This window comes from Kitasatospora sp. NPDC056446, from assembly GCF_042796115.1.
Taxonomy (GTDB): domain Bacteria; phylum Actinomycetota; class Actinomycetes; order Streptomycetales; family Streptomycetaceae; genus Kitasatospora.
The window spans coordinates 147,270-167,813 of sequence record NZ_JBHTRF010000004.1 but is presented as its reverse complement, the minus strand read 5'-3'; the positions used below and the strand labels follow the sequence as shown (position 1 = coordinate 167,813).

Sequence of the window (20,544 nt, the reverse complement as noted above, 5' to 3'; positions counted from 1 at the left end):
GGACCGAGCGGATCCCACTCGGTCCAGGGCCGGTGAGCGTTTCCCCGTCGTGTCATGCGCCGGGTGCATGGGGGAGATCCCCAACTCGCGTTGGTGACGACCCGGCCGGCGGTGGAAGCTGGGCACGACGCCGGCTCGTGCCGAACCGCGGCCGGCACGTCCGGCGTTGCCGCGGCGGTCCCCGGGGTGCGTTTCGCCGACCCCCTCGCCGTCCCCGCCTTCAAGGACCGCGCCTTCAAGGACCGCGCGCTGATCCACGGGTCGCGGCCCCCGCCCGGGGCCTGGCGACCCTCTCGAAAGGAACCATGGTGACCATCGACCGACAGTCCGCCGCCGCCTTCCCGGCCGAGGACGACTTTCCCGACCACCGGCAGGTGGCGCAACGGTTCGACGACCTCGCGCCGGACGGCACGACGAGCACCGTGGCCCTGTCGCGCCTGTTCGAGCAACCGCTGGTCGGTCTGCGCTTCGCGCGCTTCCACAAGCTCGTGGCCGAAGGCGGATTCGGGCCGTTCCGCTTCCTGTTCGTCGGTCAGCGTGTCGAACGGCGGACGGCCTTCGGCGGGACCGGCGAGACCGTCCGGATCGGTACCGGCATGCGTGCGATCGGGCGGTCCTCGTACACCTACCGTCAGGGGATGTTCGCCGACGGGCAGCTCGTCGCCACGGCCGAGGGCACGATGGTGCTCGCGGGAGAGTCCGGGACGATCGCCCTGCCGGACGAGCTGCGCGCCGACCTCGACGAACTGCGCCTGCCGGAAACCGGTGCGGCGGCCGCGGTGAAACCCGATCCGCGCCGCGGCGAGCGGCGGTACTACCCGGACACCGTGACCGTCCACGCCCGCGTCGGGGACGTCGATCACAACCTGCACGTCAACTACATCGCCCAACTCGGCTGGTACGACGAGGCGATCGCGGCCCACGCACACGGCCTGCTGGGAGACGGCTCCGCCGGGAGGCTCCCGAGGTTCCTCCCCTGGCGCTACCAGGTGAACTACCTCGGGGAGGTCCGCTACCCCCGCGCCTACGACATCGGGATCGCGGTCAGCGGTTACGACGAGCACACCGTGTACTACGAACTGGGACTGTTCGCCGGCGGACAGTGCCTGGGCACGGCGGACGCCGCCGCGCCACGCGGCGCGCTCCCCGGCACCGCGCTCGCGGACGCCGCTCCGTTCGCCTCGGTCGCCTAGCGCGGGGCGGCTCACGAACATGCCGAACATCTTGACGGAGTCGTACTGGCCGGCCGAAACCGGCGCACCGGTGCTGGAGCTGACCGGCGGAGACCTGTTGCGGGAGGCCGCGCGGGACGCCGGATCCCGGACCGCCCTGATCGAGGCCGCACCGCCGGACACCCCGTCGCCGTCCGGGGCCGACCGCACCGACCGCCGGTGGACCTACCGGCGACTGCTGGCCGAGGCCGAGCAGTGCGCGCACTGGCTGCTGGCCCGGTTCTCCCCGGGCGAGCGGATCACGATCTGGGCTCCCAACATCCCCGAATGGATCATCCTCCAGTACGGCGCGGCCTTGGCCGGCCTGGTGCTGGTGACCGCCAACCCGGCGCTGAGAGCAGCGGAACTGCGCCACGTACTCGGGCAGTCCCGCTCGGCCGGGCTCTTCCACACCGCGGCGTTCCGCGGCAGCGACATGACCGCGATCGCCCGGGACGCCGCGCACGGGCTCCCGGACCTCAGGACGACCTTCTGCTTCGCGGACTGGCAGACGACCGTGCGTGCCCATCAGGGCAGCGGGCCGCTGCCGGAGGTACGCCCCGGTGACGCCGCCCAGATCCAGTACACCTCCGGCACCACCGGGGTCCCCAAGGGAGCGGTCCTGCACCACCGCGGGCTGGTGACCAACGCGAAGTTCATGATCGAGCGGGCGCAGTTGCCCGAGCGGGGCACTCTGGCGTCGGCCGCGCCGCTGTTCCACACGGCCGGCTGCGCCATGGGGGTGCTCGGCAGTGCCCACCGACGAGCTTCCTACGTGCTGTGCCGGCTGTTCGACCCCGAGCTCGTGCTCACCGCGACCCAGGACCACCGGGCGGGTGCTGTTCACCCACCCGAAGGTGCGCGACGTCGCCGTCATCGGCCTGCCGGACCCCACCTGGGGGGAGGTCGTCGTCGCCGTGCTCGTGCCCGCCGAACCCGGCCGGCCACCCACGGCGACGGAACTGCACGACTTCTGCCGCGCGCGGCTGGCTCCCCACAAGACACCGGTGCGCTGGCTCCGGTCCGTCGAACTACCCCTCACCGGCTCCGGGAAAGTCCGAAAGGACCGGCTCCGTGAGCAAGCCGGCCACGCCGGGCTCCAGGAGATATGACGACGGCAGCTCGTCCCGGGTGCGGGGTCCGTGAACCATGGCAACATCCCAGGAGGTCAAAGTGCTCGACATTCAGGAAATCTCCGACCGGTTGGAGATCCAGGAGCTGCTGGTGGCGTACACGACCGCCATCGACGGCAAGGACTTCGACGCCCTGGACGGGATATTCACCGACGACGCCCATATCGACTACACGACCTTCGGCGCCATCGCCGGAAGCCGTGCCGAGATGAAGGAGTTCCTCGCGACGAGCATGGCGCGGTTCACCGCGTGCCAGCACCTGATCGCCAACCCGGAGATCCGCTTCGACGGCGACCGCGCGACGGGACGGGTGATGTGCCTGAACGCCCTCGGCTTCCCGGCCGAGGACGGCGATCCGCGGCTCGCGCTGCTGGGCATGTGGTACATCGACGACTACACCCGCACACCGGCGGGCTGGCGGATCTCCCGGCGAAGCCAGGAACGCGGCTGGACACAGGGCCTCGGCGACGTCCCCGCAAGCGCGCACTGACCCGTCATCCCGGGCACTGGGCACCCGCGACGACCTCGGGTCCCCTTCGACCGAGGGCCGACACGCGACGAGGATGTCAGGGGCGCCCCGCACACCGTGGGCCCGGCAGCGGAACTGCTGCCGGGCCCACGGGACTTCCGGGCCGACGAACCCGAGCGCGACCGTCAGCGGCCCAGATCCCGTGCCGCCGCGCGGATCGTGTCGCGCAACCAGGAGTGCATCGGGTCGCGGTCCAGCCGCGCGTGCCACACCATCCCGTACGGAAACGCGTCGAACCCTTCCGGCGCCTCGACCAACCGCACCCGCGGATCGGTGACCGCCCGCAGTTCCGCGAGCCGCCGCGGGATCGTCGCCACCAGAGCCGTACCGGGCAGGACGTCGAACACCGAGCTGAACTGCGGCACCCGCACCGCGGCCCTCCTGCTGTGACCGAGCGTCTGCAACCACCACCTGGTCGTCGTCCGAGCCGAGCCAGTGCGGCACGTGGGCGTCGAACTCGGCCGCCTCACCGGCCCTGAGGACCAGGCGCTGATCGGCCGGCACCAGGCGCAGCCGTCCGGACAGCACCTACAGCCATTCGAACCCCTCGTGGGTGCGCGGCTCCGGCTCCCGTCCGGGCGTCGGCGGGATCAGCAGCTTGTGCGCCTGGACGCCGCCGGGGCGGCTCAACGGGACGTACGTCATGCCGTCGCGGCTCACCGGACGCAGATGGATGCGCGGGTCGCCGGTGCGGGGCGCGCCGACGAGCTGGTCCAGGGGGACGTCGTAGAGCTCGGCAAGCGGCAGCAGGAGTTCCAGGGTCGGCTTGCGCGCCCCGCTCTCCAGGCGCGAGAGCGTGCTCTCGTTGATCCCGGTGTGGGCCGCCAGGTCGGCCAGCGTCAGTGCCTTGCGCCGCCGCAGTTCCCGCAGCCGGGGGCCGACGGCTGCCAGCACGTCGTTTCGCCTCTGCTCGTCCATGAGCCCAGGTTGCCAAGACGGCATTTCGGCACGCAACCGCCGGCCGGCGACGACGCCCGTGCCTACGGCTGGGCACCGGGAAGCCCGCTCGATGCCCGACTCCCGGACGGACGGGTCGGGCGCCAAGGCGTTCACCGGGCGTAGTCGACCTCGGGGAAGTCGGGGGAGGGGCCGTCGAGCAGCCGCCCCTGGCCGCGGAGGTGGAGGTCGAAGAAGGCTCGCGGGTAGGCACGTTGGAACGCCTGTGCCCGGTGCGCGGGAATCGTCCCGACCTCGTCCTCCAGGTCGGCCGGTGGCATCCCCAGGAGAGGGGCGATCAGCGGCAGGATCAGCTCGTCGTCGCCGAACGACTGGTGCGCGGCTCCCCGTACGGTCAGGTGCAGGCGCCAGCCGCGCAGACGCGACCAGAACGCGCGCAGGGCGGGGTTGTTCTCCATGCTGCCCTTGCCCGGGGTGTCCACGACCAGGAACGGACGGTCGAGCCCGGCGTCCACCACCGGGCCCGCCGCGCCCCCGTCCAGGCTCATGCCCGCCGTGATCCGTCCGTCGGTGAGCATCGTCGCGGCGGTGGTGGCGCCGCCCAGGGAGTGGCCGAGCATCCCGACGCGCCGCAGGTCGGGCGCCCCGCGCAGGCCGGTCGGCAGCGGGGTGCGGCAGACGCCGGGGTGGCCGCCCGCGCGGAGGACCGCGAGCCGGTCCAGGACGAAGCGGATGTCGGCGGTACGGACCGCGAGGGCCTTGGCGTAGTCGCTGACCCCGCCCGGCGGACTCGTCTCGACGCGTCCGCCGGGGAAGGCGACCGCCGCCGCGTCGTAGGTGTGGTCGACGGTGACCACCAGAAAGCCGTGACTGGCGAGGTCCTCCACGACGCCGGTGCCGAACGACCGTGACGCGTTGGCGCCGGGCGAGTAGAGCACGACGGGCAGGGGGCCTGGTGGGCCGCCGACGGGAGCGCCCTCGTGGCCGTGGGTGCCTCCCAGTCGTACCCGGCCGGGAGGCAGGCCGACGAGGGCCAGGTACCGGTCGGCCGCCGCCGGAGGCATCCAGGGAACGGTGGGGCGGGCCGTGCGGCCGCGGGCGGGGTACCAGATGCTGATCATCAGCTCACGGCAGGGGCGGGAGGGCACCCAGGGGTCCGGCCGCGCGGGGTCGGCCAGGTGCAGTGCGACCGTGCCCGGCGGGTACGGCCCGTTCGGGGCGGGCAGCCGGAACCGCACGGGTTCCTCCTGCCCCGGTCGCGCGAGGGCCTCCGGCGCGAGCGGACCCGTGATCATGGCGGCGGCCAGTGCGGCGCCCGAGGACAGCAGTGTTCTCCGATTCATGGCTCCACTGTCCCGGCCGATGGGCCCCGGCGGCTTCGCCCCCGGGGAGGAACCCGGTGTCAGCCCAGGAGGGTACGACGGGCATCAGCCGCGCGGATGACTCAGCCCGGGGGATGACGTCCTCCGGACTGACGGGCCCCGGGCCCCCGGTTGGATAGCGTGGCCGGCATGGGTGACGGGGAGTCACGGCCGCTGGTGGCCGGACGTTTGGGGGACGGACAGTGGCACGGCGTGGACACGGTCGCGGCCGTGCTCCTCGCCCTGGCGTTCGGCGTGAGCGAGACACGGAACGGCGGCTGGGGCGCGGGAGCCGTGGCGGCGGCGGTCTGGCTGCCGGTCGCGGTACGGCGTCGACGGCCCGTCCGGGTTCTGTACACGGTCCTGGCCGGAGCGGTCCTCGCGATGGTGTTCACCGGATGGGAGGAGTCCTGGGTCCCCGTCGGGGCCGCCCTGTACACGGTGGCGGCGCGGGAGCCGCGGCGCCGGTCCGCGATGGCGCTCGGCTGCTCGCTGGGCGCCGTCGCGGCGGCCATGGCCCTCGGACCGCGAGCGGTCCCGGCCTCCGGGGTCGCGTGGGGCGTCGTCTTCGCGTCGTCGATGATGACCCTGCCCTGGCTGGTGGGCACCGCGCTCAGAGAGCAGCGGTCGTACGCGGAACTCGCCGCCCGGCAGGCCGTGACGGACGAGCGCCTGCGGATCGCCCGCGAGCTCCACGACGTGGTGGCCCATCATCTGACGGTCATCGCGGTACGGGCCGAGGTGGCCCGTGCGGTGGCCTCCACCAACCCGCAGGAGGCCGAGCGGACCCTCGCACTGGTCGGGACGGCGGGCCGGACGGCGCTCACCGAGATGCGCCGCATGCTCGGCGTTCTGCGATCACCCGGTGACGGGGCCGAGTTGGGCTCCGCCCCCGGTCTGGCGGACCTGCCCGCGCTCGCGGACGGCGCGGGTCCGCGCGTGGAGCTGTCCGTCGACCCGGATCCACCGCTCCCCCCGGGTGTGGAACTGGCGGTCTACCGGATCGTCCAGGAAGCCCTCACCAATGTCGTCAGGCACGCGGGATCGGCGGACTGCCGGGTGAGCCTGTCCCGGGTGGGGCCCGAGGCGGTCGAGATCGAGGTCGTCAACGACGCGCCGTCCCGGCTCCCGCCCCGGCTCCCGCCCCGGCTCCCGCCCTGGCGTCCTGGCGGCGGGCACGGACTCGTCGGGATGCGGGAGCGGGCGGCCATGTGCGGCGGGACCCTCACCGCCGGCCCCCTGGCGACGGGCGGATTCCGGGTGCACGCGCGGCTGCCCTGCGGATCGGAGGCAGCACGGTGAACCGGCCGGTCCGGGTCCTCATCGCCGATGACCAGGCGCTGTTGCGGACGGGCTTCCGCCTGCTCATCGAGAGCGCGCCCGACCTCGCCGTCGCAGGCGAGGCCGTCAGCGGCGAGCAGGCCGTCGAACTCGCCCTGCGGCTGCGGCCCGACGTCGTGCTGATGGACATCCGGATGCCGGGCACGGACGGCCTGGAGGCCACCCGGCGCATCTGCGCGGACCCGGACGCCGTCGGCACCCGCGTGCTGGTCCTGACCACGTTCGACCTCGACGAGTACGTGTACGCGGCACTGCGCGGCGGAGCCAGCGGATTCCTCCTGAAGGACATCCTCCCCGCCGACCTGCTGACAGCCCTGCGGGTGGTCGCCTCCGGCGACGCCCTGCTCGCGCCCGCGGTCACCCGCCGCCTGATCCGCGAGTTCGCCGGACGCCACGAACCGAACCCGCGACTCGCCCGGGAGCTGGCGGGCGTGACCCCACGGGAACGGGAAGTTCTCCGACTGGTGGCCCGGGGACTGCCCAACCCCGCGATCGCCGAGCACCTGGGGCTGAGCATCGCGACCGTCAAGACACACGTCCGGCGGCTCCTGGCCAAGCTCCACGCCCATGACCGGGCCCAGATGGTCGTCATCGCCTATGAGACGGGCGTGGTCACCGCGGGTGGGAACCTCCCGTCCCCGGGCTGACGCCTCACCGGCCGGGACGGCAGACCATCGGGGGGTGTCCTTCGCGGGTTGTCCTTCGCGGGTTGTCCTTCGCGGGTGTGGAAGCGGCGGTCGGAGCTCAGGCGGTCCGCGGGGCCGTGGTGATGACGGCCCGGGCGTCGTCTCCGTACACGGCGGACTCGCGGAGGCGCTCGAAGGCCCGGTGGAAGAGCCGGACACGGTCGCCGGTGATCGTCTCGCCCCCTCGGTAGCCCTCGACTTCGACGCGGGCGCCGTCGAAGATCCCGAATCCGTCGCCGGGGTAGACAGCGAGCCGGGCGCGGGCGGGGGCGGGGGCGGGTTGGTGCGCAGGGCCGACGGAACCGGGTAACGTCATTGCCATGTTCTTCGAGACGCCGATTTACGAGTGAGCGCGTGATGGGCCCCTGCTGACGTCCTTCGACGTCGCGGCCCGTCCCCCACCGATGGATCCGTAGATCACTTCAGTTCACTTCACTTCACCACCGGGAGAACCCACGACCGTGAGCAAGAACATCAACAACCCCGTGGGCATGGGCGGCGGCCAGCGCAAGAGGCAGTCCCGCGCCGAACGGCAGAACAACGGTCCGCACCGCAACCTCGACCGCCAGGGTGCAGCCGACCAGAAGGCGGAGCTGGTGCGCAGGATGCGCGAGAAGGCAGGAACGGCTGAGGGCGCCGGGCAGGCGGGCGGCGACACCGTACAGGGCTGACGCACCGCCGCCGGAGCGCGGCACCGCACGGGGCAGGGCTCGGACCGCGACGCGCGGTCCGAGCCCTGCTGCCGTACCGGGCGCGGCCGGTCCCGCCGAGCTCTCGGCCGACCACCCGCGTCTCAGCCGTTCAACCGACGCAATGCGGCCGGTCGATCCGACGGAATATCGGTTTGACCGGCTGTTTTGGTTTCCGGTGATGTGGATCGCCCCTCGCGGAATTGTGAGGGGCGATCCACTTTTCTTGCTGGTCAGGTGTGGTGTGTGGGCGGTCGGACCGTGTTCGGCAAGCCGGCTTGCCTGGGCTTGGTCGAGGGCGTTGACGGCCTGGTCGGCGGATTCCTTGAGGAGGTGGCCGTAGAGGTTGAGCCACGGAAGTCGGACCAGGACCAGGTTCGCCTACGCGGCCAGGCGTCCCGTGGTCACCGCTTCTCCGCCGAAGGTCTGGCCGAAATGGGATCGCGGTAAAAACGCACCGAGCCGCATCCCTATAAACGGATATGGCTGGCAAGACGCTTATCGGCCAGAGCCGCGAGCTGGGCCTTCCTCAAATGTGTGGCGCCGTCGCGGATACCGCCGCACTCCGAGAATCGGCCAAGTTGCCGAACGGCCCCGGCGCTGCGATCCGTGCGTGCAAGGATCCCTCTCGGCCCGGACACATGTTCGGATACAGAGGGGGACTCATGCTCATCAAACGGACTCTCGTCACAACAGCCGCGGCAGTACTGGCGGCCGCCACTCTCGTCCTGTCACCAGCTCAGAGCGCCTTCGCGGGGGAGGGGCCCGCACCGGGGCCGCGCCCCGTGACTCCCGCCGCGCCGACGCCTGCTCCCGGCTCCCCGACGCCTGCTCCCGGTGCTCCGACTCCCGGCTCCCCGACTCCCGGCTCCCCGACTCCAGGCGCCCCGGCGGAGGTACACGTCGAGTACCGGACCGCGGACGGCATCACCCACGGTGCGCACTACCTGGCCGCACCGGGCGTGAGCGCCGACGAGTTGTACAAGAAGCTGAAGGCCACAGGCGTCAAAGGCCTGATCGACCCCAGCACGGCCGGCACGGCCGCCGCGAGTCCCTCCCTGGTCGAAAGCGGGTCCTGCGGGTACGGGACCGCCAGCAACGTCGCCGGCACCTGCCCGCCCCTGACGTGGGCACGCAACGGATACACCAACCCGCAGATCTACTACAACGACCGCACCGGTGCCGGGTGGCCCGTGGGCACGGTCATCACCGAGTGGAACCAGTCCCCGAACATCCATGTCGCCCGGGCGACCGGAGGCTGCCCGGGCTCCGGCGGCACCCACTGCGTGGACGTGTCCGAGGACTACTACGGTGCGACCGGATGGCTGGCCATGACCTACTACAGCGGGGACGGGAGCAGCCACTTCGTCGACGGCTCGGTCTCGATCCGGTACAACGACTCCTACACCTCCAACCACCAGGCCGTGGCCTGCCACGAGACCGGCCACGCCTTCGGCATGGGCCACAACGACTCGACGGGCAGCTGCCTGTACTGGCAGGACCCCCAGGCCACCTGGCCCAACGACGACGACTACAACGAGGTCCTGTACCAGCTCTACCCCCGTTGACGCCCCCCGTTGACGCCCCTGGGGCGGTGCCCGCCGGGCACCGCCCCAGGGTCACGCGCAGAGCGGTGCGTCGGCCACGGCCCGCAACGCGGCCGGTTCCCGAAGGTAGCCGGGCGCCTCGAACCGGGCCGTGTCCGCGCCGGTGACCGTCACATAGCCGGGCACCACCAGCGGAGCGGAGTTCGGCCCGTGGACTCCCGGCAGCCCCGGCGGAAGCGACACCTCGCCCTGCGCCTGCCAGATCCTCCCCGAGAACCGCAGGTACCGCGCCCCGCAATGGACGCCCCAGTCGAACGGATACGCCTGGCCCGGCACCGGACTGCCGGGCTGGGCCGGCGGACCGGCGGGATCCACCTCGCGGCGGAGCAGAGCCGCCGCCGGTGCGGACGCGGATCCAGACGCCGCCGCCGAGACCGTCGGTTCCGCGGACGCCTGCGCCGACCGGTGCTCGTCCGGCGCGGACCGCGGCCAGGACAGTACGCCCGCCACCACCGCGCACGCCACGACGGCCGTGACCGCACCGGCCACCCGCACCCGACGACGGCGCCGCCCACGCTCCACCACCTCGCGCACCGGCGCCGGCACAGGAACCTGCCGATCCGCCAGCCCCCGCAGACCCGAACGGAGTTCTTCCCGCTCCCGGCCCTCGAAGTCGTTCATTCCTGCTCCCTCCTCGCACGTCCGGACAGTTCCACCCGTCCGCGGATACGCTCCAGAGCCCTGCTCGTCCTGGACTTGACCGTCCCCACCGAGCACCCCAGCAACTGCGCGACCTGCTCCACGCTCAGGTCCTCGTAGAACCTGAGGACCAGGACCGTGCGCTGCGCGGCCGGCAGCGCGGCAAGAGCGCGCTCCAGATCCACCAGGTCCCCCCAACGCTGTGCGGGGTCCTGGGTCTGACCCCGCTCCCGGGGACTGCGGTGGGGGATCTCCCGGTACCAGTGCCTGCGACGCCAGGTGGCGTGGACGTTGACAAGGGTCCTGCGGGCGTAGGCCGCAGGGTTGTCCCACGTATCGGAACGCCCCCAGGACAGATAGATCCGCAGCAAGGCGCTCTGGGCCAAGTCCTGGGCGGCATACGGGTCCCCGGTCAGCAGCCTGGCGGTGCGCAGCATCGCCGGATGGACAGCGTGGGCAAAACGGCTGAAGTCCGCTTCACGTTCGGAAGGCGAGTCCCGCACCGGCGTCCCTCCCGCAGGTCGTGTCGTCATGTCGTTCTACTGGACAACCTGGGATGCCGAGCGGGTTCCCTTCACCCGACAGGTGCCGTTCGAACGGCAGGGTGACCGGGCTACAGCTCCGAGAGGAGCCCTGACCAGGCGCGCCGGGGCCGCAAGACGGGCCGGAACGACAAGGGGACTCCGCTGCTCATCGACGCCACGGCCGAGGACCCGACACCACCACCTACGCCTGGTCCTGGCGATCGGCCAGTACCACCCGCTCACCCCCAGAGGCCGTGCCACCATCGACCTGTTCGACCTCAACCGCGGCTTGCTGGGCCTGCCGCCAGGGCCCGCCCACGAGTCGAGGCTGTTCGTGGGCGTGTTAATTTCTCCGATCATGAACGTGAGAACCAGCCTGGCGGCCGCAGTTTTGACGGCGACGGCCATCGGCGGCGCAGTGGCGTGTGCAGCCGATGACCAGTCGGCCGCCACATCCACGGCAGGGCCGCGCGCCGCATCCTGGCCGAGCCCGACCCCGGGTACACCAGCGTTCCTGGCTCAGCAACTGGTCGGAAAGCCCAACTATCGGGAGGCGGCGGTCCCGGTCGGACGGGCCGCCCGGGAGTTCCTGATGACGGAAGGCGGGGTGACGTACCCGAAGGAGCAATGCGAGGGACAGTGGCAACTGCTCACCGTGGAGCAGAAGATCGCCGTGCATCGTGGTGGATTCATGGACGGGTGCATGAATCCGGCGTAGTCCGCCCGCAGCCCTCGCCGGTGAGAAGGCCGGGTGCGGCCCACACCAGAGCTCCCGCAGGAGCGCGTGGCTTTGTCGGGGGCCGGGGCGGCTGGTCCGTCCGCAGGTGTAGCCGGCTGAAGATTTCGATGTGTCGGATTCCGTACTCGCGGGCGGTTCAGGGCGGCGGTACGGAGTGGCAGCAGACCTCGAAGAGCCCAACTCCCTGACTGCAAGGCCTCGTCTTTGCCATAGTGAGGGCCATGGATGTAGCGATCGGCATCAAGGGTGGTGACGAGATCGGTGAACTGGCCTCGCTCTCTGTCTGGTTACGCGCGGAGCGAGGATTGCAGGGTGCGGTCCAGATCGTGCGCGGGGAGATCGGAGAATCGGGTCTGGGGGGCGCGCTCGACGTGCTGAGTGTCGCCGTCGGTTCGGGCGGTGTCGGCGTGATGCTGGCTCAGTCGCTCACCGCCTGGCTGCGCACCCGGCGTTCGGATGTCAAGATCACCATCACGGCTCACGGTCGTACGGTCGACGTCGATGCCCGCAGCGTCAGCGATCCGGTCGAACTGATCACCCGGGTGCTGGAAAACGGCGATGACGCCGCGAGTTGACCGAATCGATCGAACCGACTCCCGAGCGGTGCTGATCGGTGTCTCCGACTACCGCGACCCGTCGTTCCCCCCAGTACCCGCCGCCGCGATGAGTTTGCAGGGCGTTCACCAGATGCTGGTGGACCCGGAGTCGGGTGGCTGGCCTTATGAACGGGTCACCTCCATCCCGAACCCGGTCGATTCCCGCCGCGTGATCGGCGAACTGCGTCGCCTTGCCAGAGACACCCGCGGTGTGTTCCTGCTGTACTTCGTCGGCCACGGCACCATCACTGCGAACGGTGACCTCATTCTGGCAGTGACCGACACCGACGCCGACCACCCCGACGTCACCGGGCTGGAGTACTCCAAGATCCGGGGCGCCCTGCTGGAAAGTCCCGCCAAGGTCAAAGCAGTTGTCCTGGACTGCTGTTACTCCGGCCGCGCCATCGACATACTGTCGGGGGACGGGCAATTCCTCGCCGACACCGCCGACATACGCGGCACCTACACCCTCACGGCCGCTGACCACATCGCCCATGCAGGGCAACCTGGTACCCACACCGCTTTCACCGGGGAACTCCTCGACCTGATCGGCACCGGAATCCCCGAGGGGCCGCCCGTCCTGACCTTCGCCGACCTGTACCCCCAGCTGAGGCAGCGGCTGATCCGCCGCAACCTGCCGCTTCCCAACCAGCGCGGCACGGACACTGCCGGCACCTGGCCGGTGGCGAAGAACGCCCTCGGGACGACGACCACCGCAACGAATCCGCTCAGCCCACAGGAACCGGCGGACCCCGGGCCGCCGTCGGATGTGGCAGACCCCGACGACAGGAACGCGGAGACATCCGGGACCGGCCGCGGACAGAGGCCCTCGGGGGCTCCCGCACCCTTGATCGATGCGGGCGTTCGGCAAAGTGGATCGACCAGCGCCTTCCATGCTGCCTGGAGTGGCCAGGAATCCCCGTACAGCTACATCCACCCGAGCCGCCGGCCGCCAATCCCCTGGCCGGTCCATGCATATTTCTCGGCGGCTCTCGGACTGATGGCGGTCCTGTGTATTGCCATCCCCTTACTGCTGGACCCTGCAGGCATCGTCCAAACCGGACCCGGAACGTCAGGTTCACTGATGGCCGTGATGCTGGGGTTCGGCGCAACCGTCGCCACGATCAGGCTTGCCTTTCAAGCCCGCGACTTGAAGAGTTTTTCACGCCTGCCCGACGAGACGACAGGCTGGTCTCTGGAGGTTGACCGGAGCCGCATCGCGACCACCGATCGCGCGGGACGCCACGAGTACCCATGGCACCGGATCGAGGAAATCACCATCAGAGAGGTCCAAACCGGCAGCCCACACCAGGTCACCGGGGTTGCCGTGCGGTTCGAGTGGGGCGCTCGCCCACTGAGAAAGTTGCGTCCGGCGGGATGGCCTTGGCCATACATATCACCCCTCAGCGACCTATCACCTCAAGTAGTCATCTGCATCCTCGGGCCATTGTCGAAGGAGCAGCGGGCCGAGTTGACCGAGGCCCTCGCCAGGCATGGCGGCCAACGTTGGAAGCCCCGACCTCGTAGGACCCGCACCTGATAGCGCCAATCCGGGAAACTCCACGCGCACTTGGTCTACCGGGACTGAATCCTGGTCGGCGGAAATGAGGCACCGGGCCGGGTTACGTCGCGCCACGTCCAGCACACCGTCTGCCCGATGCTTGCTCACAACGGCGTTGCACCGGGTCGTCGAGGAGGACGATGTGCGTCGCCGCCCGTTCCCGACCCTGGCGGCTGCCGCCCTCGTCGCCCCCGCCACAGCCCCGCAGGGCCGCGCGCACCGAGACAAATGCCCCGGGCAACACCGCAATTACCGGTGACCCGGGCGGCGAAGCAGCCCTACCCCGCTGTCGCGCACTGGCCCGCCCAGTCTTGTCGGCGGCCTCCGCCGGCCGGAGCGTAGCGTCGTCGCCAGGCCGGACTCACCACAGTCGTACCGGGCCGCCCGGCTGGGCAGCTGCGCCGCGCCCCCCGGCACGACTGCCCCCCGCCAGCCGGGCCCACGGACGCACCCTCGTCGCTCCAGGAGCTTGGCCGCTGCCGTCCCACGTCGATACCCGGGCGGGGAGAGCCAGCTCCGTAGAGCCGGGGAAGCCCGCGGATTCGGCCAACTCCTGCTCTGTGAAGAAGGAGCAGCCCGCTCCGCCGGTCAGTGGAGCAGCAGGTGGAGTAGGCACGCAGCCCCGATGGGAGGCAGGCCGAAGCCGAGGCCGGCCTGGGGGGACCTGCAGATCGGCGGTCGCGTCTTCACCCTGACCGTCTTGGTCGCGTTCCGGCTTGGCAAGGACACCGACCCCTCTGGCCAGCAGGAGGACATGATCCGCCTGGCCGACGCCGTCCTCGCGCGGGTCCCCGGAGACGCCGTCCTGCACCTCGACTACGAGGACGTCTGGATGGCGTGCCAGGACGGCCACCTGACCCTCAGCGAGCGATCCGACTTGTGGCCGCGGAACCGCCTCGCCGGCGTTTCGGAGCCCTACCGTCGTCAGACGCACGAGTTCGTCGACGAGAACTGACCACCAGCGCCGTCCGGGAACTCGGCCCGGTCCCTCGCCCGTCCTGGACACGCTGTCCCCGGCCGGAGACCCGGGACAGCGGCGGCGAGCTTCGGGTGAGAGCCGGCAGGGGCCGACCGAGATGGCGCGCGAGCCTGACCCGCCAGAGCACTCGCAGGCAAGCCACTCGGCAGTCGCGTCCCCAATCTCGCAGGACAGAACAGCTAGGCCGGCGCGCTGCCGGGGTTCTCGGTCGTCTCCGCCACCTGCCGCGGTACCGATGCTCCGGTGAGGCGCAGATGGGCGCTGATGGCGTGTCCGGTGGCGGCCGGTGTCGCGCCGGTGGGGACGGCGAGCCGGGCGGCCAGATCGTTGAGGTGGAGGTCAGCCGCGGCTTCGATCAGGCTGGCCAGGACGTCAGCGATTCCCGGGGCTCGTCGTGTGCAGTGGCGAAGAGGGTCAGCCCGATGAAGAGGGCGGGCCACCAGATGGCACCGAGGAGGACGTAGAGCAGACCCCAGGCGGCCAGCCTGCTTACAGCGGCGTAGGCATTGCGGGCGGCGGTGATGTCGCTGCGGAGATCGCCGGACAGGACCGTCCACAACCGCGGCCAGACAGCGGTGGTGTCGTCGAGCCCGTTGACCTCGGCCAGCCGTTGGGAGGTCCGTTCGAAGCGGTCGCCGACTCGGGTCGGGCGGCTGGGACGGGCAGGACCCAGGCGGTCGCGGCGGCGCTGCAAGGAGCGGACCAGGCTGGCCGCTTCGGCCGGATTGATGCCGTGGCGCTGCGGGGTGGCGGCCCGGAGGATGGCGGACTTGAGCCCCCGGGTCGCGATGTCCCAGCGGCGCTGGCGCCGGTGCAGGAACCACGCGGCTGACGGACGGTCGGTGGATGCCGCCCACAGTCGTTCCACCGCCCCGCCGAGTGCCCCGCCGAGCAGCCCCGCACCGGTGGCGGTGAGGAGGGCGGCGGTGGTGGCGAGGATGACGGTGCCCGAGGCGTGGGCGGCCGGGTCCGCGGCCAGTCGGTCAAGCCCGTCACTCAACTGCCCGACAGCGAAGGGGTGGCGCTGCCCGAGGTGTAGGGCGGCGGCGAGTACTCCGGTCCAAAGCAGCCCCGGCAACAGGAGGAGGTTGACCCATCGGTCGGCGAGTTTTGTGCTGATCGCCGTGAGGAAGGCGGTCACGGTCCGGTCGGCGGATAGGGTGTCATTCGCCCGTCCGGTCCGTGGGCGCCACAGGTCGGCGGGTGCGGTGTCTCATCGGCGGTGACCACCCGGTTGCATCGGTCGAGCGGGCAGGTCCAGCCGATGAGGGTGCGTTGACCGGTGATGCCTGGTGGGAGAAGGACGGTTCCGGAGGAAGCGCCGTCCCTGGCGGTCAGGCCACTCATCCCCTGACGGGCATAGGCGTCCTCGACGGCGTCGAGCAGCTCGGTGACCAGCGTGTCGTCGGGGTCGCCAGGTCCGGTGAGCAACACCAGGAGGCCGTCGAGTTGGGCTTCCGCTCCGGCGCTCGCGATGAGCATACGGAAGGATGACCAGCCGAGCTGGCCGCAGAGCAACCCGAGGCGTTCTCGCGTTACCTCGTCCATGTCCCGCCTTCCCGTGTCCTGTGTCCTGGGTTCGCCGTTCCGGATCCAATTCGCCGTCACCGCCGGGCGGTTGGGAGTCTAGTTTGTGTCGGCTGGGTAAGGGATGGAAAGCGGCAAGAAGGACCCGCTCGGTGCCGGGTATTTCCGAGGCGCCATACAGGAATGCGGGAGCACAGGTCGACGGAGCCGGAGAAAGGGGAAGGCCGTGCTGGACCGCGAGACGGCGCTCGCCGAGGTGGAAGCATGTGTACGGGGCGCTACTCAGGATTCGGTACGGCTCCTCGGTGAGGATGCCGCCTGGGCCGTACGGGCCTTGGCCCGTGCGGCAGCGTCCGGAACGGACCCTCGCGCGGCACGCGTGCTGGGCTGGTACCACTGGGAGTGCTGCCGGGCCCTCGGTGGGCAGGAAGGGCTGGCAGACCGGATCGCGGCCATCCGGTACCTGGTGCCCTCCTACCGATCCGATCCCCGGTCGGTTCCGGAGGACCTGCGAGACGAACTGGAAGTCGCCTCGGACCCGCATGCCTCGGCCGGCTCCTACCCGACCGCCCGCATCTGGGACATGCGAGCCCACGATCTGCTGGCTCAGTTCGACAGGGTCGGGTCACTGGAGAACCTGGACGAGAAGGTCGTCCGGCTCGTTCGGACACTGGCCTTGTTGACTGCCTTCCCCGTGGTTCCGGGGCGCGACCTCCAGGAGATATGGGTGCTCGACAGCCTCGGAGTGAGCTTGTATCAGCAGTACCGCAAGACCGGACGGATCGACCGACTGGAGCGGGCCATCGAGGTCCTGCGGGAGGTACTGGTCTCAACCCCCGCCGACGATCCCAATCGGGCACGTCGGCTCTTCTACCTGGGACAGGACCTCTGGTACCTGGCGACGCGTGGCGGCCTGCCCGGTGAACTGGTGGAAGCGGTGACCCTGATGCGTGAGGCGGTGGCCGCAACCGAGCCCGACGACGCGACGCGCGCCGAGCGTCTCGACGGCCTCGGCATCGGGCTGGGAACCCTGTTCGAGGAGACCGGTCGCATCGGCCCGCTGCGGGAGGCGGCCGAGGCGATGCGAGAGGCGGTGGCTGCTACTCCCGAGGGTGATCCGGCCCTGGCCCGTCGGCTGAGCGCGGTCGCGACGATGCTCTGGTACCTGGCACGGCACAACGGACGCTCCGACGTGCTGGCGGAGGCCGTCGCGTCGGCGGGACGGGCGGTGGCCCTCACGCCGGTCGGCCACCCTGAGCGCGACGGCTGCCTCCAAATCCAAACGGCGGTTCTGGACGCCCTGGTGAAGACGGCGAGGGAGGCGACTCCACCAGAGCGCAGGGTGGCGGCACTCCGTGCTGCGATGGCAGCCATCCCGGAGGGCCACGCCCTTCTGGCCTCTTGCCGGAGCGCCCTCGGGATCGCGCTCCATGGCCTCTTCGAGCAGACCGGCCGGGCCGTACTGCTCGACGAGGCCGTCGACGCCCTGGGCGCGGCTGTGGCGGCCTGCGCCGAGGACGACCCGGAGCGGGCCGGTCACCTGCACAACCTGGCATACGCACGTTCGCTCCTCACGACACATGGCGGTCCGCTCACACAGCTGGAACTGGCCGTCGAGGACAGACGGCGAGCGCTGGGTGCCGCGGCTCCAGGCACCCCCGACCGGGTCGGACGGCTGAGTGATCTGGCCGGTGAGCTGCTCGCGCTGTCCGACTACACCGGTCGGGCCGGGGAGTTGGAGGAGGCGGAGGCCATCCTGCGGGAGGTGCTGTCCACGGCTCATCCCGGCCAGGCCGAGTACGGCATGTTCGCCGGCAACCTCGCAAGGGTGCAGTGGAAGCTGTCCGAGCGTACCGGGCGGACCGATCTCCTGGAGGCGGCCGCCGAGGCGGCCCGGCTGGCTGCTGCCGCCCCGCAGGACCATCTCGACCGGCCGGCCGTGCTGAGTATGCTCGGATCTATCCTGGTGCGACTGGCCCAGCTGACCGGACGGACGGCTCTGCTGGACGAGGCCCTCGACGCGGCCCGGGCCGCGGCCGCCGCGGCCCCTCAGGGACATCCCGACCGGAGCAGGACCTTGTGCAACCTCGGGGACGTTCTCTGCCGACGATCCGTCATGACCGGCAGGGTCGCGGACCAGGAGGAGTCGGTCGCGGTCCTGCGCGAGTCGCTCGCCATCCAGGACCTGGGGAGCCGGGACCGCAGCGTGGCACTGCGGGGCCTGAACCGGGGCCTCCTGTGGCTCTTCAACAGAACCGGGCGGGCTGACCACCTGGAGGAAGCCGTCGAAGCCGCGCGCGAAGCCGTCGCCGTCGTGCCTGCCGGCCACGCCGATCGGGCGGGCTGTCTGATCGTGCTTGCCGAGGCACTGGAGAAGCTGTCCGGTCGCACCGGTCGCGGCGATCTCCTGGAGGAGGCCGTCGAAGCCGCGCGCGAAGCCGTGGCCGCCACCCCGCAAGACGACCCTCGCCGTGTCGTCCACATCAACTCCCTCGGAACCGTTCTGGTGAAGAGTTTCGAACACAACAGAAAGAGCAGTCGGCTGGAAGGGGCTGTCGCCGCGATGCGCGAGGCGGTGGCCGGCACGCCGCCCGACCACCCCGACCGCTTCACATACCTGGGCAACCTCGCGGCCGTGCTCACGCTCCTGGCCGCGCGGCCAGGCGCGTTGGAGGAATCCGTCCGGGCCGGACGCGAGGCTGTCGCTGGCACGCCGCCGGACCATCCCATGCGGGCGACCTGGCTGGTGCAACTCGGCTGGGCCTTGGAAAGCCTGTCCGAGACCGCCGGGCAGCCCGGTCTGTCGGACGAGGCACGCTCCTGCCACCGGGAAGCCATGGACTGTACGGCCGGAGAGACAAGCGTCCGCGTCTCCGCTTGCCGCAGCTTCGCTCTCCTCACAGCGGAGAGTGATGCGCCGGCCGCGCTGGAGGCGCTGGAGTGTGCGACGGACCTTTTGGAGACCCTTGCCCCGGGCAGCCTCTCCCGAAGCGACCGCCAGTACCAGTTGGGCCGATTGGTGCCCGGCCTGGCCGCAGAGGCCGCAGCGGCAGCCCTGGCCGTGGGCAAGCCGGTACGCGCCGTGGAACTCCTGGAACGCTGCCGGGGCGTCCTCGCTGCCTGGGTTCTCGGCCGACGCGACCAAGACCTGACCAGCCTACGCGGACAGGCACCGCATCTCGCCGACCAACTCGACCAACTGAACGCCCGGCTCGACGACCTGGACCGACCTCAGTCGGCCGCCGACCGGGAGCACCGTGAGGTCCACACCGCGGCGGCTGTGGCCGAAGGGCGCCAACTGGCCAGTGCCCGACGGCGTACCTATGAAGACAGGCGAAGCCTGCTCGAACGCATCCGCGAGATCCCCGGCTGTGAGAGGTTCCTCCAAGCACCGGACATCGCCGACCTCACACGTGCCGCACAGGCAGGCCCCGTCGTCTTCCTCACCGCGACCCGGAGCCGTCGTGACGCCCTCATTCTCACCGGACGGCCGGAGGACCCCGTCCAGACCGTTCCACTGGCCGTGTCCTACGAGATGGCCCTTTTCGCAGTGATGCGTCTGCGGGGGATCCTCCGCTCCGTCGCCGACCGGAGTCTCGACCCGATGGAACGCGTCCTGGCCCAGAACGAACTCCGCCCCATCCTCGCAGGGTTGTGGGACAAGGTGGCCGAGCCCGTACTGACGCACCTCGGTCACACCGCGCCCCCTGAACCCGGACAGCCCTGGCCCGAGGTGTGGTGGTGTCCCGTCGGTGAACTCGCCGAACTCCCAGTTCACGCCGCCGGCCACCACGCCGATCCGGCCGACCGGCCCGGCGGCCCCCGCACCGTACTCGACCGGGTCGTCTCCTCCTACGCCACCACCGTGCGCGCCCTCATCCAGACCGGCCGCCGCTCGTCCTCGCCCGAGAACTCGACCCTGATCGTGCCCGTTCCCCGGGCTCCACGGGCCGCCGCGTTGTCCGGCGTCAACGTCGAGACCACAGCGATCACCGGGCTGGTTCCCGACGCCCACGTGCTCGCGGCCCCGACCCGTGAGGCCGTGCTGCGCGCCCTGCCTGACCACCGCATCGCCCACTTCGCCTGCCACGGCGTGACCGACACCGCCGACCCGTCCCGCAGCCACCTCGTCCTCGCCGACCATGCCACCGGACCGCTCGCCGTCTCGGACATCAGCGCCCTGAAACTGTCCGCAGGTCTGGCGTACCTGTCGGTGTGCGCCACGAGCGGAACCTCGTCGCGTCTGGCCGACGAGTCGATCCACATCGCCAGCGCGTTCCATCTCGCCGGCTTTCGACACGTCATCGGAACCCTGTGGTCCGTCGACGACCGCACCTCGGCACAACTCGCTGCCGACTTCTACGCCTCCCTTACAAGGAATGGCACCACGGAGCCCAGGCTTGAACTCAGTGCTCGCGCCCTACATGACGCCGTCAGACGACTGCGTACCCGCTACCCGTTGACCCCGACCCTCTGGGCGGCATACACGCATACCGGCGCCTGACTGGCACAAGTGATCCGCGGC

General features: G+C 70.9%; 19 protein-coding genes and 2 pseudogenes. 13 read left to right on the top strand and 8 right to left on the bottom strand.

Going from position 1 to position 20,544, the window contains the following annotated elements; genetic code table 11:
• Positions 1 to 308: 308 nt before the first annotated feature.
• The 4 genes and pseudogenes from ACFQ6N_RS04490 (at position 309) to ACFQ6N_RS04475 (ending at position 2,834) form a co-directional block, all read left to right on the top strand.
• Positions 309 to 1,193 carry a hypothetical protein gene (locus ACFQ6N_RS04490; RefSeq protein WP_380646807.1) on the top strand — a complete coding sequence of 295 codons (885 nt, stop codon included), beginning with the start codon at positions 309 to 311 and terminating at the stop codon, positions 1,191 to 1,193.
• 19 nt (positions 1,194 to 1,212) lie between these two features.
• Positions 1,213 to 1,986 (top strand): annotated as a pseudogene (locus ACFQ6N_RS04485) (AMP-binding protein); the annotation flags it as partial.
• On the top strand, positions 1,964 to 2,323 hold the full coding sequence (locus ACFQ6N_RS04480) for a hypothetical protein (protein ID WP_380646876.1): 360 nt from the start codon (positions 1,964 to 1,966) through the stop codon (positions 2,321 to 2,323). The pseudogene ACFQ6N_RS04485 and the gene ACFQ6N_RS04480, both read left to right, overlap by 23 nt.
• Before the next feature lie 61 nt (positions 2,324 to 2,384).
• A complete protein-coding gene (locus ACFQ6N_RS04475) occupies positions 2,385 to 2,834 on the top strand; it encodes a nuclear transport factor 2 family protein (RefSeq protein WP_380646806.1) in 450 nt (149 codons plus the stop codon).
• Positions 2,835 to 2,998: 164 nt separating this feature from the next.
• Here the strand turns inward: ACFQ6N_RS04475 and ACFQ6N_RS04470 are convergent, their stop codons facing one another.
• From ACFQ6N_RS04470 to ACFQ6N_RS04460, 3 genes and pseudogenes are all read right to left on the bottom strand, one after another.
• Positions 2,999 to 3,244, bottom strand: coding sequence for a hypothetical protein (locus tag ACFQ6N_RS04470; protein ID WP_380646804.1), 246 nt, complete (start codon positions 3,242 to 3,244; stop codon positions 2,999 to 3,001).
• A gap of 34 nt (positions 3,245 to 3,278) precedes the next feature.
• Positions 3,279 to 3,791 (bottom strand): annotated as a pseudogene (locus ACFQ6N_RS04465) (helix-turn-helix domain-containing protein); the annotation flags it as partial.
• 131 nt (positions 3,792 to 3,922) lie between these two features.
• Positions 3,923 to 5,113: an alpha/beta hydrolase family protein gene (locus ACFQ6N_RS04460; RefSeq protein WP_380646803.1), complete on the bottom strand. Its 1,191-nt coding sequence runs from the start codon at positions 5,111 to 5,113 to the stop codon at positions 3,923 to 3,925.
• A gap of 231 nt (positions 5,114 to 5,344) precedes the next feature.
• Between ACFQ6N_RS04460 and ACFQ6N_RS04455 the strand changes: the two genes are divergently transcribed.
• Together ACFQ6N_RS04455 and ACFQ6N_RS04450 are read left to right on the top strand one after the other, a co-directional pair.
• The gene (locus ACFQ6N_RS04455; RefSeq protein ID WP_380646801.1) at positions 5,345 to 6,433 is read left to right on the top strand and encodes a sensor histidine kinase; all 1,089 of its coding nucleotides are present in this window, start codon (positions 5,345 to 5,347) and stop codon (positions 6,431 to 6,433) included.
• Positions 6,430 to 7,119: a response regulator gene (locus ACFQ6N_RS04450; RefSeq protein WP_380646799.1), complete on the top strand. Its 690-nt coding sequence runs from the start codon at positions 6,430 to 6,432 to the stop codon at positions 7,117 to 7,119. Before ACFQ6N_RS04455 ends, ACFQ6N_RS04450 begins: the two co-directional genes overlap by 4 nt.
• 97 nt (positions 7,120 to 7,216) lie before the next feature.
• Here ACFQ6N_RS04450 and ACFQ6N_RS04445 read toward each other — a convergent pair whose 3' ends face one another.
• Positions 7,217 to 7,474, bottom strand: coding sequence for a hypothetical protein (locus tag ACFQ6N_RS04445; RefSeq protein WP_380646798.1), 258 nt, complete (start codon positions 7,472 to 7,474; stop codon positions 7,217 to 7,219).
• A gap of 145 nt (positions 7,475 to 7,619) precedes the next feature.
• Between ACFQ6N_RS04445 and ACFQ6N_RS04440 the strand changes: the two genes are divergently transcribed.
• Both ACFQ6N_RS04440 and ACFQ6N_RS04435 read left to right on the top strand, forming a co-directional pair.
• Positions 7,620 to 7,829, top strand: a complete 210-nt coding sequence (locus tag ACFQ6N_RS04440) for a DUF6243 family protein (protein ID WP_380646796.1) — start codon at positions 7,620 to 7,622, stop codon at positions 7,827 to 7,829.
• An 803-nt stretch (positions 7,830 to 8,632) separates the two neighbouring features.
• Positions 8,633 to 9,415 carry a matrixin family metalloprotease gene (locus ACFQ6N_RS04435; protein WP_380646794.1) on the top strand — a complete coding sequence of 261 codons (783 nt, stop codon included), beginning with the start codon at positions 8,633 to 8,635 and terminating at the stop codon, positions 9,413 to 9,415.
• 51 nt (positions 9,416 to 9,466) lie between these two features.
• Here the strand turns inward: ACFQ6N_RS04435 and ACFQ6N_RS04430 are convergent, their stop codons facing one another.
• Entirely contained in the window at positions 9,467 to 10,075 is a 609-nt protein-coding gene (locus ACFQ6N_RS04430) for a hypothetical protein (RefSeq protein ID WP_380646793.1), read from the bottom strand.
• Entirely contained in the window at positions 10,072 to 10,626 is a 555-nt protein-coding gene (locus tag ACFQ6N_RS04425; protein WP_380646792.1) for a SigE family RNA polymerase sigma factor, read from the bottom strand. Before ACFQ6N_RS04425 ends, ACFQ6N_RS04430 begins: the two co-directional genes overlap by 4 nt.
• Before the next feature lie 355 nt (positions 10,627 to 10,981).
• Here ACFQ6N_RS04425 and ACFQ6N_RS04420 point away from each other — a divergent pair, with 355 nt between their 5' ends.
• The 4 genes from ACFQ6N_RS04420 (at position 10,982) to ACFQ6N_RS04405 (ending at position 14,468) form a co-directional block, all read left to right on the top strand.
• The gene (locus ACFQ6N_RS04420; RefSeq protein WP_380646789.1) at positions 10,982 to 11,335 is read left to right on the top strand and encodes a hypothetical protein; all 354 of its coding nucleotides are present in this window, start codon (positions 10,982 to 10,984) and stop codon (positions 11,333 to 11,335) included.
• A gap of 242 nt (positions 11,336 to 11,577) precedes the next feature.
• Positions 11,578 to 11,931 carry a hypothetical protein gene (locus ACFQ6N_RS04415; protein ID WP_380646787.1) on the top strand — a complete coding sequence of 118 codons (354 nt, stop codon included), beginning with the start codon at positions 11,578 to 11,580 and terminating at the stop codon, positions 11,929 to 11,931.
• A gap of 28 nt (positions 11,932 to 11,959) precedes the next feature.
• Positions 11,960 to 13,492 carry a caspase domain-containing protein gene (locus tag ACFQ6N_RS04410; RefSeq protein WP_380646786.1) on the top strand — a complete coding sequence of 511 codons (1,533 nt, stop codon included), beginning with the start codon at positions 11,960 to 11,962 and terminating at the stop codon, positions 13,490 to 13,492.
• A gap of 490 nt (positions 13,493 to 13,982) precedes the next feature.
• Entirely contained in the window at positions 13,983 to 14,468 is a 486-nt protein-coding gene (locus tag ACFQ6N_RS04405; RefSeq protein WP_380646784.1) for a SitI3 family protein, read from the top strand.
• A 379-nt stretch (positions 14,469 to 14,847) separates the two neighbouring features.
• Here ACFQ6N_RS04405 and ACFQ6N_RS04400 read toward each other — a convergent pair whose 3' ends face one another.
• Complete coding sequence (locus tag ACFQ6N_RS04400; protein WP_380646782.1) at positions 14,848 to 15,570, bottom strand: hypothetical protein; 723 nt, start codon at positions 15,568 to 15,570, stop codon at positions 14,848 to 14,850.
• Positions 15,571 to 15,629: 59 nt separating this feature from the next.
• The gene (locus ACFQ6N_RS04395) at positions 15,630 to 16,040 is read right to left on the bottom strand and encodes a hypothetical protein (protein WP_380646780.1); all 411 of its coding nucleotides are present in this window, start codon (positions 16,038 to 16,040) and stop codon (positions 15,630 to 15,632) included.
• A 205-nt stretch (positions 16,041 to 16,245) separates the two neighbouring features.
• Between ACFQ6N_RS04395 and ACFQ6N_RS04390 the strand changes: the two genes are divergently transcribed.
• Positions 16,246 to 20,523 carry a CHAT domain-containing protein gene (locus ACFQ6N_RS04390; RefSeq protein ID WP_380646779.1) on the top strand — a complete coding sequence of 1,426 codons (4,278 nt, stop codon included), beginning with the start codon at positions 16,246 to 16,248 and terminating at the stop codon, positions 20,521 to 20,523.
• Positions 20,524 to 20,544: the final 21 nt, after the last annotated feature.